This is a genomic window from Thalassotalea eurytherma, from assembly GCF_030161415.1.
GTDB lineage: Bacteria > Pseudomonadota > Gammaproteobacteria > Enterobacterales > Alteromonadaceae > Thalassotalea_G > Thalassotalea_G eurytherma.
The window spans coordinates 62,657-77,142 of record NZ_BSSU01000012.1 but is presented as its reverse complement, the minus strand read 5'-3'; the positions used below and the strand labels follow the sequence as shown (position 1 = coordinate 77,142).

13 protein-coding genes are annotated in these 14,486 nt (G+C 40.1%); 10 read left to right on the top strand and 3 right to left on the bottom strand.

Translation table 11 applies throughout. The features are described from left to right. The first annotated feature begins 26 nt into the window (after positions 1 to 26). A complete protein-coding gene (locus tag QQK02_RS12700; protein ID WP_284208429.1) occupies positions 27 to 545 on the top strand; it encodes an ion channel in 519 nt (172 codons plus the stop codon). A gap of 50 nt (positions 546 to 595) precedes the next feature. On the opposite strand, the gene QQK02_RS12695 is transcribed toward QQK02_RS12700, so the two are convergent. Next, entirely contained in the window at positions 596 to 3,793 is a 3,198-nt protein-coding gene (locus QQK02_RS12695) for an amidohydrolase family protein (RefSeq protein WP_284208428.1), read from the bottom strand. A gap of 226 nt (positions 3,794 to 4,019) precedes the next feature. Here QQK02_RS12695 and QQK02_RS12690 point away from each other — a divergent pair, with 226 nt between their 5' ends. Beyond that, positions 4,020 to 4,793 (top strand): substrate-binding periplasmic protein, encoded by a 774-nt coding sequence (locus QQK02_RS12690; RefSeq protein ID WP_284208427.1) that lies wholly within the window; start codon positions 4,020 to 4,022, stop codon positions 4,791 to 4,793. On the opposite strand, the gene QQK02_RS12685 is transcribed toward QQK02_RS12690, so the two are convergent. Both QQK02_RS12685 and mpl read right to left on the bottom strand, forming a co-directional pair. Continuing rightward, a complete protein-coding gene (locus QQK02_RS12685) occupies positions 4,765 to 5,394 on the bottom strand; it encodes a flavin prenyltransferase UbiX (RefSeq protein ID WP_284208425.1) in 630 nt (209 codons plus the stop codon). The genes QQK02_RS12690 and QQK02_RS12685 overlap by 29 nt on opposite strands. Before the next feature lie 2 nt (positions 5,395 to 5,396). Next, positions 5,397 to 6,782: a UDP-N-acetylmuramate:L-alanyl-gamma-D-glutamyl-meso-diaminopimelate ligase gene (mpl, locus tag QQK02_RS12680; RefSeq protein ID WP_284208424.1), complete on the bottom strand. Its 1,386-nt coding sequence runs from the start codon at positions 6,780 to 6,782 to the stop codon at positions 5,397 to 5,399. A gap of 162 nt (positions 6,783 to 6,944) precedes the next feature. Between mpl and QQK02_RS12675 the strand changes: the two genes are divergently transcribed. From QQK02_RS12675 to QQK02_RS12640, 8 genes are all read left to right on the top strand, one after another. Next, entirely contained in the window at positions 6,945 to 8,090 is a 1,146-nt protein-coding gene (locus QQK02_RS12675) for a YcbX family protein (RefSeq protein ID WP_284208423.1), read from the top strand. 13 nt (positions 8,091 to 8,103) lie between these two features. Beyond that, positions 8,104 to 8,835 (top strand): 5-oxoprolinase subunit PxpA, encoded by a 732-nt coding sequence (locus QQK02_RS12670; protein WP_284208422.1) that lies wholly within the window; start codon positions 8,104 to 8,106, stop codon positions 8,833 to 8,835. Next, positions 8,828 to 9,553 (top strand): 5-oxoprolinase subunit PxpB, encoded by a 726-nt coding sequence (pxpB, locus tag QQK02_RS12665; protein WP_284208421.1) that lies wholly within the window; start codon positions 8,828 to 8,830, stop codon positions 9,551 to 9,553. Before QQK02_RS12670 ends, pxpB begins: the two co-directional genes overlap by 8 nt. 1 nt (position 9,554) lies before the next feature. Continuing rightward, on the top strand, positions 9,555 to 10,547 hold the full coding sequence (locus QQK02_RS12660; RefSeq protein WP_284208420.1) for a 5-oxoprolinase subunit C family protein: 993 nt from the start codon (positions 9,555 to 9,557) through the stop codon (positions 10,545 to 10,547). A 5-nt stretch (positions 10,548 to 10,552) separates the two neighbouring features. After that, entirely contained in the window at positions 10,553 to 11,080 is a 528-nt protein-coding gene (locus QQK02_RS12655; RefSeq protein ID WP_284208419.1) for a GNAT family N-acetyltransferase, read from the top strand. A 70-nt stretch (positions 11,081 to 11,150) separates the two neighbouring features. After that, positions 11,151 to 11,735 (top strand): anthranilate synthase component II, encoded by a 585-nt coding sequence (locus QQK02_RS12650; RefSeq protein WP_284208417.1) that lies wholly within the window; start codon positions 11,151 to 11,153, stop codon positions 11,733 to 11,735. Between the two features lie 70 nt (positions 11,736 to 11,805). Beyond that, a complete protein-coding gene (locus tag QQK02_RS12645; RefSeq protein ID WP_284208416.1) occupies positions 11,806 to 12,951 on the top strand; it encodes an HDOD domain-containing protein in 1,146 nt (381 codons plus the stop codon). Positions 12,952 to 13,251: 300 nt separating this feature from the next. Further along, positions 13,252 to 14,466 carry an aspartate aminotransferase family protein gene (locus tag QQK02_RS12640; RefSeq protein ID WP_284208414.1) on the top strand — a complete coding sequence of 405 codons (1,215 nt, stop codon included), beginning with the start codon at positions 13,252 to 13,254 and terminating at the stop codon, positions 14,464 to 14,466. Positions 14,467 to 14,486 lie beyond the last annotated feature (20 nt).

Genomic DNA, 14,486 nt, shown 5'->3' with positions numbered 1-14,486 from the left:
AATTTTGCCTGACAAGATAAATTATTATGCCTATTATTTTCCAACGAATGCTTAGTTCCGATCAGTTTTATTATGTCGATGGACATGGTGTGAAAAACTACAAAACCCGTTTCGTTTTTTTCTTAGCACTATTATCGATGATTTTGCTGGTATGCTCATTAGGCTTCCTTACTTTACATTTTGAACAGAGTCATCCTGACGCCACAGTGAAAACCTATGCTGACGCTATTTGGTTAATGTTAATGAGCTCAACCACCATTGGCTTTGGTCGAATTGGCCCAGTTACCGTTGGTGGCCAAGCAATGGTAATGATCATGTTCATTTTTGGTGTCGGTATCATGGGCGGGCTTGGTGCATTAGCAGCATCTAAAATTCTTGGTTTTTCAGATACCAATGTCAAAAACCGTGAGTTACGCAGTCAAAATGCACAAATTATTGAGCGATTGATCCAATTAGAAAAAAAGATTTCGCAACAGGATAAAACAATTTCCAGTACCCAACAGTCGATTGAAAAAGCGATGGATGATAATCTGGATAACAAATAAACTTAAATAAAAAAGGGTCCGTTAGGACCCTTTTTACCAATTAATATCACTTATTTTTCGAAGTAAAACTTCTCACGTTTATTATCGTAGTTACCAATTTCGTTCATGGTTTCTGCATTAAATAAACGACCATTAATCATGGTATAGGTTACTTTATCACTGATTTTAATGTCTTTAGTAATATCACCGTCAACAACAATTAAGTCAGCCAATTTACCCTTGGTAATTGAACCGAGTTGCTTATCAAGACCTAAAGTTTTAGCTGGGTTCATAGTTGCAGTACGCAACGATTCAAGCGGGCTCATGCCACCTTGTGCCATCATCCACATTTCCCAATGCATTGCTAAACCTTCACGTTGACCGTGACCACCAGAGTTTACTAGTACCCCTAAATCATTCATCTCTTTCGCTACTTTTGCCACGTTAAAGTGATTGTAGTGATGATGAGGCGCTTTCGTTCTGCGCATTGAACGCGGATCTAAAAACTCGCTAGGTACATATTTACTTAAACGCTCATGTTCCCAAACGTTGGTTGTATCGTACCAAAAATGCTCACCTGAAATACCGCCATAGGCAACACCCATTGTTGGCGTGTAGGCCATTTCCGATGCTGACCATAGCTGCTTGATGTCATCATAGATTTTTTCAGTTGGAATTGAATGCTCTAAGGTTGTATGACCATCTACTACCATGGTTAGGTTGTGCTGTAATAATGAACCACCTTCTGGCACAACGAGTACATTCGCTTCACGAGCTGCTTGAATAAACTGCTGACGTTGATTACGGCGAGGCTGGTTGTAGCTTTTCACACTATAAGCGCCGGCTTTTTGTAAACGTTCTACGTGGAATTTAGCATCATCTAAACTGTCAACGTGCGAAGTATAACCAGCTACCGTTGCACCATATAAAATTGTACCGGTTGAGTGTAAACGCGCTGCAACAATGTCACCGGCTTTTTGCATTTCACTTGCTGCAAAAAACTCAGTAGTGTCATTTGACGGATCATGAATAGTTGTAACACCCAATGCTAAACCAGCGTAGTTCTTCCAGTTTTGTTGCGGAATAATCTCATCGCTACCTTGCGGGCCATGGGCATGGGCATCGATTAATCCTGGCATAATTGATTTGCCACTAATATCGATTTGTTTAGCGTTAGCTGGAATATCAACACTGCCTTGCGCACCGACTGCAATAATTTTATTGCCTTCGACAACAACAACACCGTTATCGATAACCTGATCGCCTTCCATTGTAACAACCTTGCCACCAACGAAAGCAATCGCGCCAGACGGCTTATCTACTTTATGCTTGAAACTTAAGTTTGTTACCGTTGGCTCGCTCTCATCAGCCGCTTCGCCTTCACCTTTAATATCAAATAAACCAGCTACTGACGCTTGGTAAAGTTCAGGGCCTAAACTCCAATACAGCTTATTTGAATCGCCATTCCAGCTAATACTCTCACCTGCACGCACAGATAACTGCTTAACAGGGAAGTTACCACCTTTAGGGCCTGTGGTAATTACATCGCCGCGTTCTACAAATGGCGTAACAAACACTTTAAAGCGTTCAGCAAATGCTAAGTATTGTCCATCAGGCGATACGCGATATTCTGTAGCGAATTTACCTTGATAAAGAGTTGTATCGTTTTGACCATCAATATCAACACGTGCAATATTTGGCATTTCACCGCCACGTATTACGTAAACACGGTCATTGGTCGCACCAAAGTGAGGCTGAACACCGCGCTCAGTAATTAACGTAGCCTTACCGCCTTTTGCCGGTATAGCATATATGCCAGGGTTTAATCCCCAAGTAGGTTCGGTAATATAACCACCTGAAATTTTGCGATAAACAACGGTTTTGCCATCAGGAGAGAACGTTGGTTCAACGTATTTGCCAGGCTCTTTAGAAATCGTTTTACCTTTGCCACCACGTGATGAAACTACTTTGATTTCAGCTAAATCTTGGTCGTCCCATGCGATATATACAATCTTTTTCCCATCACGAGAAAAGCTAGGGTAGAACTCAAACTTAGATTTTTCTTTAGTTAGGCGCTTTGGTTTACCGTCTGGTAATGAACGGGTGTAAATATTACCCATCGCTTCAAAGACAGCTTGTTTGCCATTGGGTGAAATTTGCACGTTTCGTAGCATTTTCACATCAAAGTCGTCTTGCTCTAGGTTTTGCTCGAATTTCAAAGCTGTTTGAATTTTCTTTTGAGTTTTTACGTGAAACTCTATCGTTTTAGCTTTCTTTGACGCAATATTAAGCTTTTTGATTTTACCATCAGCCCAAAATACTAAGTTCTCGCTATCTGGTGTCCAGCTCATATTTGAATAAACACCGTGAATTGCCCATGTTTCTTGCATATCACGTTCTAAATCTTCGTGAATCAAGATTTCTTCGCCACTCACCAGATCATACAAGTACAAGTTTGATTGGAAGTCATCACGACTGATAAAGGCTAAATATTTGCCGTCTGGCGATGGCGTTGGTCGAATTGCACCGCCTTTACCTGAAATAATCGTATTGATTTCGCCAGTTTCTAACTCATAACGCTTAATCTTATAGATACCTTTCACAGAATCTTTTGAGTAGTGGAACGTTTTGCCTGGCGTCGCATCTTGTGAGAAATAGACGTATTTACCGTCGTGTGAGAACGATGGTTCACCTAAATCTTTTTGCTGATTTGGACGCTTCGTTAACATCACACCACTACCACCCGTTTTATGGTATAGCCATACTTCGCCTGCGCCTAAAGAACGCGAACCTGTATAGTGTTTACGGCCTACAATATAGTTTCCATCTGGCGACCATGCAGGGCTATTTAATAAACGAAAGGTCTCTTTTGTTACTGGCTTTGGATTTGTACCATCAGCGTTCATAATCCATAGGTTATCACCGCCATCTTGGTCAGAAGTATAAGCAATATACTTACCATCTGGGCTGAACTTTGGCTGCATTTGCCAAGCGATATCCGTCATCAAGGCTTTAGCTTCACCACCTGATGCCGGCATAGTGTAAATATCACCAAGCAAATCAAAGACAATGGTCTTGCCATCTGGACTCATATCGACATTCATCCATGTGCCCTGCTGTACATCGATATCGACAGTCTTAAATACACCTTGTGGCTCATTTACGGACCAAGCCTTTTCTTCATTATTTTTTTCTGCAAACGCAGTTGACGGTAATGCCACTGCAACAGCAAATGCTAAAGCAGAAACCTTAGGAAAGTTAATCGCCATGAATTAAACCCTATGTTGTAATGTAAATCGCCGCTGAGCATGTCAAAGGCGAGGAATTTATTTTTATGTAATAGAACATACTTGCCACAAAAACTTAACAGTTATGCGTTAACTTGTCTGCAAATAACGACAAACTCAAAAGCACGTTACAAATTAACTGTTGAAAAAGTGAACAATAGACAAGTATAGTAACTGGTGATAATACGCAAAGGCCATAAGGATAAATGTGCTGTATAAAATCGTAGGATTTCTGTTGCTGTTTTATTCGCCCTATAGTGATGCGCTTTTTAATAAGCTAGAAATCTCTATGGTTGCGACACATTTAGAGCACTTTATTGAATATGATCATCATGGCGCGATTGACCTTTTGATGGCTGATATTGCACATGCGTCAGGTATTGTTCACCAATATAGCGTGCTTTCTTTTGCGCGAGCTCGTCGAAGTTTTTTACGAAAAAAAATTAGTTGTGTGCTGCCTGCTAGTAACCTACCTATGATTGCGGACAACCAAAATACCATTCAAAGTATGCCAATTGCCACCAAGCAATTTCATGTTTATACACTGAAAGATAATGTTCCCGTAACGAATAGAGTCAGTTTAGACAACAAAGTGATTGGCGTAGTCAAGAACGCATTACCTAACTACAAAGAATTGCTTCGTGATAACCAAACTAAAATTATTGAAGTATCAAATTTTAAAGCGTTAGTTGAATTACTTACTATAGGGCGCGTTGATGCAATGATTCAAGACTCAGCGAGTGTTAACATGTTATTAAGCAATGAACAAAAGCGCGCGCTATTCTTCGATCCTACGTTAGACTTTATCGTCGATGAAATAAAAATAACCTGTCATAAAAATCGCGCAACTGAGCTATACATAAACAGTATCAATCACGCGATTTTAAACATGGAAAGCAAAACAATTCAGCACTACCTTAATAAAATGTCCTCGAAAGCTTCAATTAATACCTCTAACGCTGATAGCCCCAACGCGGCATAATCTTTTGCTCTATTGATAAATGATCTAACACCCGCCCCACCATAAAGTCGATTAAATCATTAATACCTTGAGGTTTATGATAAAAGCCTGGCGCTAATGGCATGATGGTCACGCCCATTTGCGATAAGGTCAGCATATTTTGCAGGTGGATAGTAGAAAATGGTGTTTCACGAGGCAATATAATCAGTTGGCCACGCTCTTTAATTACTACATCGGCGGCTCGCTCAATTAAATTGTCACTCATCCCCTGACTGATCGCAGCTAATGTACCTGTCGAACAAGGACATACAATCATTTTTCGAGGTGCAGCTGAGCCAGAAGCTACAGGAGAAAACCACTGCTCCTTGCCAAACACTTTTATTTGCTCTGGCTGTGCATGATATTTTTGAGTTAACAACTCAGCAGCAGCGTCAGGCGATGCAGGCAACTTCAAGTCAACTTCGGTATCAAACACCACACGTGCTGCAGAAGAAAACAGAAAATAAACTTGATAGTTGGCCGCGACCAAGCATTCTAACAAGCGAAGCGCATAAGCAGAACCTGACGCTCCTGTTACCGCTAGTGTAATAGTGTCAGTAAAGTTCGATTGTTCTTTTAACATGGTTAACCCTTGCCCTGAGCAGTTAAACGTAACGACAAAGCGTCAATTAATTTTTGATGAAAATTGCCAAACCCACCATTACTCATCACTAAAATATGATCCGTCGACGTAGCTTCATCAGCTACCATGTCTACCAATTTATTAATATCATTGCTGACATTACAGGGTTGATGACAAGCGTCAATCAATTCACTCACTGACCACTTCACTTGCTCGCCTTGAAAAACAAATACCTGATCAGCCAATGCTAGTGACTTTGGTAGGGTCTCTTTATGAATACCCGACTTCATCGTATTTGAGCGAGGCTCTAGCACCGCCAATATACGTGATTGGCCTACGTGTTTGCGCAATCCATCAAGTGTCTTAGCAATTGCCGTTGGGTGATGAGCAAAATCGTCATACACCTTCACTTGATTCACTTCACCTTTAAGCTCTAAGCGTCTTTTAGTGTTAACAAATTCGGCTAACGCCTCTATCGCGACGTTAGTTGGCACGCCAGCATGTCGACTTGCAGCTATCGCCATAAGACCATTTTCAATATTGAAATCACCAATCAACTGCCAATTAACAACACCTTGCAAGGTGCCTTTAAAGTACACTTCATATTCACTACCGTCGGCTTTTAACTTTCGAACGCTCCAGCCAACCAATTCATCTGATAATGACATTTGCTCTTGAGGTGTCCAGCAGCCTAACTTCAACGTTTCTTCTATGGTTTGCGTGTTTGCTGGTGATAAAACTAAACCATTGCTTGGTACCATTCTAATCAGGTGATGAAATTGTCGCTGAATATCAGTGATATCATTGAAAATATCACCGTGATCAAATTCCATATTATTGATGACCAATGTTCTCGGTCTGTAATGCACGAACTTTGAGCGCTTATCAAAAAAGGCAGTATCGTACTCATCGGCTTCAATGACAAAAAACGGGCTATTTCCTAAACGTGCTGAACTAGAAAAGTTTTGTGGTACGCCGCCAATTAAAAAGCCCGGCGTTAACTTAGCGTACTCTAAAATCCATGCCAGCATACTAGAGGTTGTTGTTTTACCGTGCGTGCCGGAGACAGCTAATACCCAGCGGTCTTTAAGTACATTTTCTAACAACCATTGAGGGCCTGATGTATAAGGAATGTTGCGATCTAATACATATTCTACCAACGGATTTCCTCGAGCCATTGCGTTACCCACAATCACTAAATCAGGTTCATCAGCAAGATGCTCAACTTGGTATCCTTGCATTAATTCAATACCCAAAGATTCAAGTTGTGTACTCATTGGCGGGTAAACGTTAGCGTCACACCCTGAGACCCGAAACCCCATTTCTTTTGCGATAGCAGCAATGCCACCCATAAAAGTGCCACAGATCCCTAAAATATGTATATGCATTAATTTTCTCTTTTGCTAACAAATAATCCTAAAATTATCTGTAAGGACAACTAAACTCACCGTAATATAACATTTGTCTTAATTATTTGGCGATGCAAAAATAACAAGACAAAGTTTTTACTAAACAACTATTTGGATTTTAACGCGCATAGGAACGCCAGCATGTCGAAAGTTAGTGAAATCACAGTATATCCAATTAAATCTGCGGGAGGCATTCACCTTTCTCAAACCTGGGTCGACGAATTAGGCCTAAGTTTTGATCGCCGTTTTGTTATCACTAAGCCAAATGGTGAATTCATCACTGCTCGAACACATCATCATTTATGTTTAATTCAGTGTGTGATCACTCCAACAGGTCTGAAACTCGTTGCTCCTGGCATGCCTGTTTTATCGATTCATTATGACGACTTTCAGGAAAATTATGAAAGTGTTAACGTATGGAACGATACAATTAATGCCCAGCACTGTAACGAGCGATATGACACTTGGCTATCACAGTATTTAAATGAGTCATGTAAACTCATGTACTTTGGTAAACATTCCTCTCGCCCTGTGAAAGACTCAACAAGTGAAGTTTCTTTTGCTGATGGTTATCCACTGCTTTTAACCTCTGAAGCATCACTTAACGACCTAAATGCAAGAAGTTACCATAAGACGACAATGACCCAATTTAGACCAAACCTTGTGGTATCAGGCTGTCAGCCTTATGAAGAAGATACTTGGTCAAGAATTCGTATCGGTGAAGTAGAGTTTGACGTGGTTAAGCCTTGTACTCGTTGCATTTTTACCACGATTAATCCAAGCACGGCAGAAAAGCACCCGAAGCAAGAGCCACTTCATAGCTTAAAAAAATATCGTCAATTAGCTGGTGGTGACGTCTGTTTTGGACAAAACATCATTCCACTCAACCAAGGAAAAATTAGCGTTTTTGATAGCGTTGAAGTTATTGCTAAACAATCACCTCCAACCTTTATCAATAAACGTTCTAGTCAACTGAAGCCTAAAGAGCCAGACAATTCTCCTCAAACTGCACAGGAAAACGCTAACGTGAATATATTATTTGATAGCTGGGACAAATACGTGCCAGGTAATAGCCAAGAAACGATTTTAGAGCAAGGGGAAGCGGCTGGTTTAATTCTCCCTTATTCTTGTCGAGGAGGTATGTGCGGTCGTTGTAAAGTAAAGCTCAATTCCGGTGACGTTAGACAACTGGCTACAGATGGTTTATCACCTCAAGAACAAGATGAAGGTTACATTCTTGCGTGTAGCTCAATTCCGCAATCAGATGTGGTTATCAGCAAAGATTAATTAGGTAGCAAACATGAAAATTAACTGTGATTTAGGCGAAGGGCTTGGTCTTTGGCAAATGGGGCAAGACGAGCACATCATGCCTTACATCGATATGGCAAATATCGCTTGCGGCTTTCACGCCTCAGATCCAGTCACAATAGCGACCACACTTGAACTTGCTAAACAGCACAACTTAACGATTGGCGCCCACCCTAGTTACCCAGATCTGGTTGGCTTTGGTCGCCGCTCGATGCAATTGAGTAAACTTGAATTAATTAAAGCGATTCAATATCAGGTATCGGCATTATATGGCATGTCTCAAATTCATGGTTTGCAAATGTCCTATGTAAAACCACATGGCGCACTATACAACGACATGATGAAGAACGTCGAAATATTTGAAAACATTTGTCACGCAATCAAAGAAATCCCACACCAACTTACTTTAGTGATACAGGCCCTGCCAGACAATCAGGCCTTTATTGATTTAGCTAACAAATATCAGATATCACTGCAGTTTGAAGCGTTTATAGATAGACATTACCAAGACAACGGATTACTTGTTTCACGAACAAACGCCAATGCATCAATTAATGAACTAGACTTAATTAAACATCGTAGCCAACAGCTTAAAACGAAAGGTACGATTCAGTCACTAAATGGTGTCGAACTTAATATGAAAATTGATACTTTATGCATTCATGGCGATCATCCGCTTGCTGTAGAAATAGCAAAAACAGTTAGGCAAGAACTTAATGCTTGAGCTCAGCGACTATAAAGTTTTTTCGTATAGTGAAAATGCGATATTAATCCAATGGCCTGAGCTGATAAGTGCGCAATTACACCAACATATTATCTCTGTCAGTGAGCTTGTTGAAAACATACAACCATGGTTTATCGAGCAAGTCTGCTCCTACAATAGCTTATTAGTTTATTATAGATTTGAAGCAATTAGTGCTCACGATTTCAAAGCAAAACTTATTTCAGCAATTGAACAAGCGATCTTAAATGCTGATGAGAAACCTTTAATCGCCTCACAAGCTAAGCAGATTACCATTGATGTTTGCTATGACGTTGCAACGGGTTGGGATATTGAAACCATCTGCCAACAAAAGCAGTGTACGCTAGAGGACATCATAGACTGGCATACAAGTAGAACCTATCGTGCTTATGCACTTGGTTTTACACCCGGATTTTGTTATCTCGCTAGTTTAGATAAACGCTTACAGCTACCTAGAAAAACAATTCCTCGTAAAAAAGTTCCTGCTGGCGCAGTTGCAATCGCACACCATCAAACGGCTATTTACCCTGACAGCAGTCCTGGAGGCTGGCATATTATCGGCCAAACGCCAAACGTTATGTACGCAATGGCAAAAAATCAATTCAAACCACTTATCAACGTTGGTGATATTGTCAGTTTTAACCCTATTTCTCGCGAAGCGTTTATCGCTCAAGGCGGCAATATCGCGAGGGAGCGCTAGTATGGCAAGCATGTCAATTATTGAACTTAATAGTCTTGCGCTTATTCAAGATTTTGGCCGGTTTAGACATCAACACCAAGGGATTAGCGTTAATGGTGCTGCAGATGAGTTTGCGTTTTTAAAAGCCAACCATTGTTTAGGCAATCATGTTTTTACAACAAGAAACGACAAATCTAATGAGCAAAATGCAAGCCTAGAAGTGTTCTATGGCCAAATAAAATTGGCGTTTGATGATAGCTGTTATATCGCGATTACAGGTGCTGATTGCCAGCCCTATGTCACTTCAAAAAATAAATCGCATAGCGATATCCCTATGTGGCAACCTTATTTAGTAGAAGCCGGTGATAGCATAGTGCTTAATCGGCCCTCAACAGGTGTTATTAGCTATGTTGCAGTTAAAGGAGGCATTCGTTCCCCTCAATTTCTCGGATCTCGCGCTCAAAGCGTTGTTGCAAATCAGCAGATGCCTGTTCTTTCACCACTTGTTAAAGGTCAAGAGTTACCATTTTCCCGATCGTCTGATGATTTACCCGAAACAATATTAGACTTAACAAAATACACGCCAGCAGGTTTTTACGCTAGCGATGTACTTTATTTGCGTTTCATGCCGCATCAACATTGGTTTGACGCACCTAATCATCAACAAGAAGATTGGCTTAACACAACTTTTATCGTAGATAGTAATAGTAATCGAATGGCCTATCAATTTGAAAAAGAACTAACGACAGGTCACGCATTTAGCAAACTTAGCCAAACACTTTCAAGTGCTGTAAATTTTGGCACAATTCAAATACTTCCTTCGGGGCTACCATTAGTCTTAATGAAAGATCGTCAAACAATGGGGGGTTACCCTACACTAGGTAATGTTTTTCAAATAGATTTATTCCGTTTAGCTCAGCTTACACCCGGGCAAAAAGTAAAATTTATCCCTGCAGAAATTGAACAAGCGCAAAGTCAATTAAACGCATTTTATCAACGTTTTATGCCACAATAACCGGTATGACAGAGACCAAAGAAAAAAATAGTACCATGCAAATTATCGATTGCAGTTTTGAAGAGCATGGCGAAGCTATACTAACGATGTTTAACCATGCGATTATGCACTCGACAGCGCTGTACGAATATCAACCACGTTCTATTTTGGATATAGAGCATTGGTTTACCAACAAGAACCAACATAAATTCCCTGTGATAGGGATCATTGATAGTGACAAGACACTACTCGGTTTTGCGAGCTACGGCATGTTTAGGCCATATCCTGCCAATAAATTTACCGCTGAGCTTGCCATTTATGTAGATGATAAAGCGCAAGGACAAGGAATTGCTAGCCATTTGCTACCAGCGCTACTTGTCAAAGCTACGTCTCAAAATATCCACACCTTGATAGCGGCAATTGATGAAAACAACCATGCAAGTATTGCACTGCATAAAAAATTTGGTTTTTTTCATGCCGGTACTTTAAAAGAAGTTGGCTACAAATTTGATAAGTGGTTGAACCTTTGTTTCTATCAACGCATGTTAAGCTAAGAAAAACTTAGGCATAATGACCACCTTTGGTTAAAATAGCTCGCCCTGAAGAAGTACTGGTAATCATCACATGCTATTAATGATCGATAACTACGATTCATTTACCTACAATTTAGTTCATTACTTTCAAGCAATAGGACAAGAAGTTGTTGTATGTCGTAATGATGAGGTAACCCTTGAAGGCATAGAGAAAATGTCACCGAAATACCTCGTTATCTCGCCAGGCCCATGTAATCCTGATGCCGCAGGTATTTCTCTCGAAGTGGTGAGAGAGTTTGCTGGCAAGTTACCCATTTTAGGTGTTTGTTTAGGTCACCAAGCAATTGCACAACATTTTGGTGCTAACGTGCAAAAAGCAAGGAAAGTGATGCATGGCAAAACATCTATGATCAAACACAATAACAAAGGGTTATTTGCAGAGTTGGAAAATCCTTTACAGGTTACTCGTTATCACTCGCTTATTGTCGATAAAGATAGCTTGCCTGATGAATTAGTCATAACAGCTTGGTCTGAAACGCCGCAAGGTGACATTGACGAAATCATGGCCCTTGAGCACAACAGCTTACCGATTGCGAGTGTACAATTTCATCCTGAGTCAATTTTGACGAAACAAGGTCATGAATTGCTAAAAAACTTTATTCATTTATATAATTAAATCGACTATACCTCTAATGAACTTAGATTGATTGCCGATAAAGAAAGTTGTCGATAAGTAAATACGTGTTATGAAAATATTTGAGCAAAACGAATTAGTTACTGCAATTTACAACCGAGCCTTAAGCCTTTGCATTAGTAGTGAATTTGCAAAGCAAAGCCTTGGTGAGCATGTATTTGTTGATTACCAAGGTAGCGAGCAAGCTAATCGTCGTCGTGAATTGTTGGCTGTTGAAGCACAAGCCAACAAAAATAAAATTATTGAAGAATATGGTAAAAATCACTTCAAGCAACAAGTGATGGAAGATCTTTATGCCAAAGTGCGCTCAGGCTTCAACGAAGAATTTGATAATAAAGAGCTACTATTTAGCAGTACGTTAAACATTCAAATGGCTACTGCCGATATTCTTGAGTTGCTTTCACTGAAAGCGGCGTCAATCAAACGTATAACACCATTGGTAAATTCACTCCCTTGGCTTGGTGATGAACTCGTCAACCTAGTTAATAAGCCACAGTACCGTAAAAATTCAGATGTAAAAGTCACCAACCCGAATTTGGCATTAAGTTATATCGGATTAGACAACCTAAAACTGGTTGCGCCAACCTTTATTCTAAAACACTGGTTGCCACCTACAACTCAGCCCTTTGGCCTGATGAAACGTAAGTTGTGGAGCCATAGTTTATCGATTGGTATTGCTTCAAAAACACTCGCAAAATCTTACGGCCTAGATGAATACCATGCATTTTGTGCAGGTATGCTCATTAATATTGGCAACATAGCTGTGACACGTTGCTTTTTACGTACTTATAACGACATTCATCAGCAAGCGTTGCGTGAAGCGTACGAAAATAAAGATAAAAAACTCCATAACACCTTGGTTGAACTAGAAACTGCTCCAGAATTTCTTCTCGATCAGTTAACCAATCGTAGCTTTGGTATAAGCGCTGACATAGTTGAATTAATGAACTTTGAGCGCTTGCGTATCACTGACGCTATTTTTGATATTGCTCACACGCCTAAGATCTCACAAATGAACGAATTAGCACGCATCGTTTTAAAAGCGGTTGGTTATGTTGCTTTTAGAATGTTAGCCAAAGAATCATTGATTGATAACGATGAAAGTAAATTGATGCTAAGTGCTTCAGGATTAACAACGCAAGACATTAGCTTACTGCGCAAAAGCGATATTGATCACTTGAAACTGAACTTTAACTAACATATTGAAGATTTTTTTGTGCTTAGTTATGAATTGCATAAATTGTCGTCAATCTTAGCCCTTCATCCGACAAGTCCAATAATTGCTAGAAATCAACCAAATCCCCGATAAAAAATAGTTATGCAAGATAACTGAATAAAACTCTCAAAACCCTATTTTATCTAGGCTTCAGCACGCTTCAAGCAAGACAAACGGTAAATTTTCTGACATAATGGCCGCCTATTTTTTATCAGTAATTGATTAAATGATTAGCTGGTGAGATAAAAATTATTATTCGATTTTCAACATGAGGAGAGAGAGATGTCTAACAAGTTCCCTGTAGACCGCGCATTATTCGACGATGTAATGGTACCTAACTATGCCCCTTCAGCGGTTATTCCAGTTCGCGGTGAAGGTTCTCGTGTTTGGGATCAAAATGACAATGAATTGATCGACTTTGCCGGTGGTATTGCAGTTAACTGTTTAGGTCACTGTCACCCTGCGTTAGTGAACGCATTAAAAGAGCAAGGTGAGAAAATCTGGCATTTATCAAATGTAATGACGAATGAGCCAGCTTTACGTTTAGCTAAAAAATTAGTAGGTAGCACATTTGCGGAAAAGGTATATTTCGCTAACTCTGGTGCAGAATCAAATGAAGCGGCATTAAAACTAGCTCGTCGCTGGGCATTAGATGTTCACGGTGCTGACAAAACACAAATTATCGCATTCAAACAAGGTTTCCACGGTCGTACTTTCTTCACAGTAACTGTAGGTGGTCAAGCGGCATACTCTGACGGTTTTGGTCCTAAACCAGGTGATGTAGTTCACGCTGAGTACAACAACTTAGAAAGTGTTAAAGAGTTAATCTCTGACAAAACATGTGCCGTAATGATGGAGCCACTGCAAGGTGAAGGCGGAATCGTTGCTCCAACAGCAGAATTTGTTAAAGGTGTTCGTGAGTTATGTGACGAAAACAACGCTTTATTGATTTTTGATGAAGTACAAACCGGTGTTGGCCGTTTAGGTGAACTTTACGGTTACATGGGTTTAGACGTTACACCTGACATTTTAACGACAGCGAAAGCATTAGGTGGCGGTTTCCCAATTGGCGCAATGTTAACAACAACAGAAATCGCTAAGCACTTAAAAATTGGTACACACGGCAGTACATACGGTGGTAATCCATTAGCATGTGCTGTAGGTGAGGCTGCACTTGATACAGTTAATACACCAGAAGTGTTAAATGGCGTTAAAGAAAAAGCAGAAATCTACGTTGAAGGTTTAAACGCAATCAATGCTAAATACAACGTATTTAAAGAAATTCGTGGTAAAGGCTTACTCATTGGTGCTGTTTTAAATGATGACTATCAAGGTCGCGCAAAAGACTTCTTAGTAGCCGCAATGGCTGAAGGCGTGATGACATTAGTTGCTGGTGCAAGCATTGTACGTTTCGCTCCTTCTCTTGTTATTCCTAACGAAGATATTACTGAAGGTTTAGCACGCTTTGAAAAAGCTGTTGCTAAGATTGCTCAGTAATAACAGGCTTTTGCATGGTT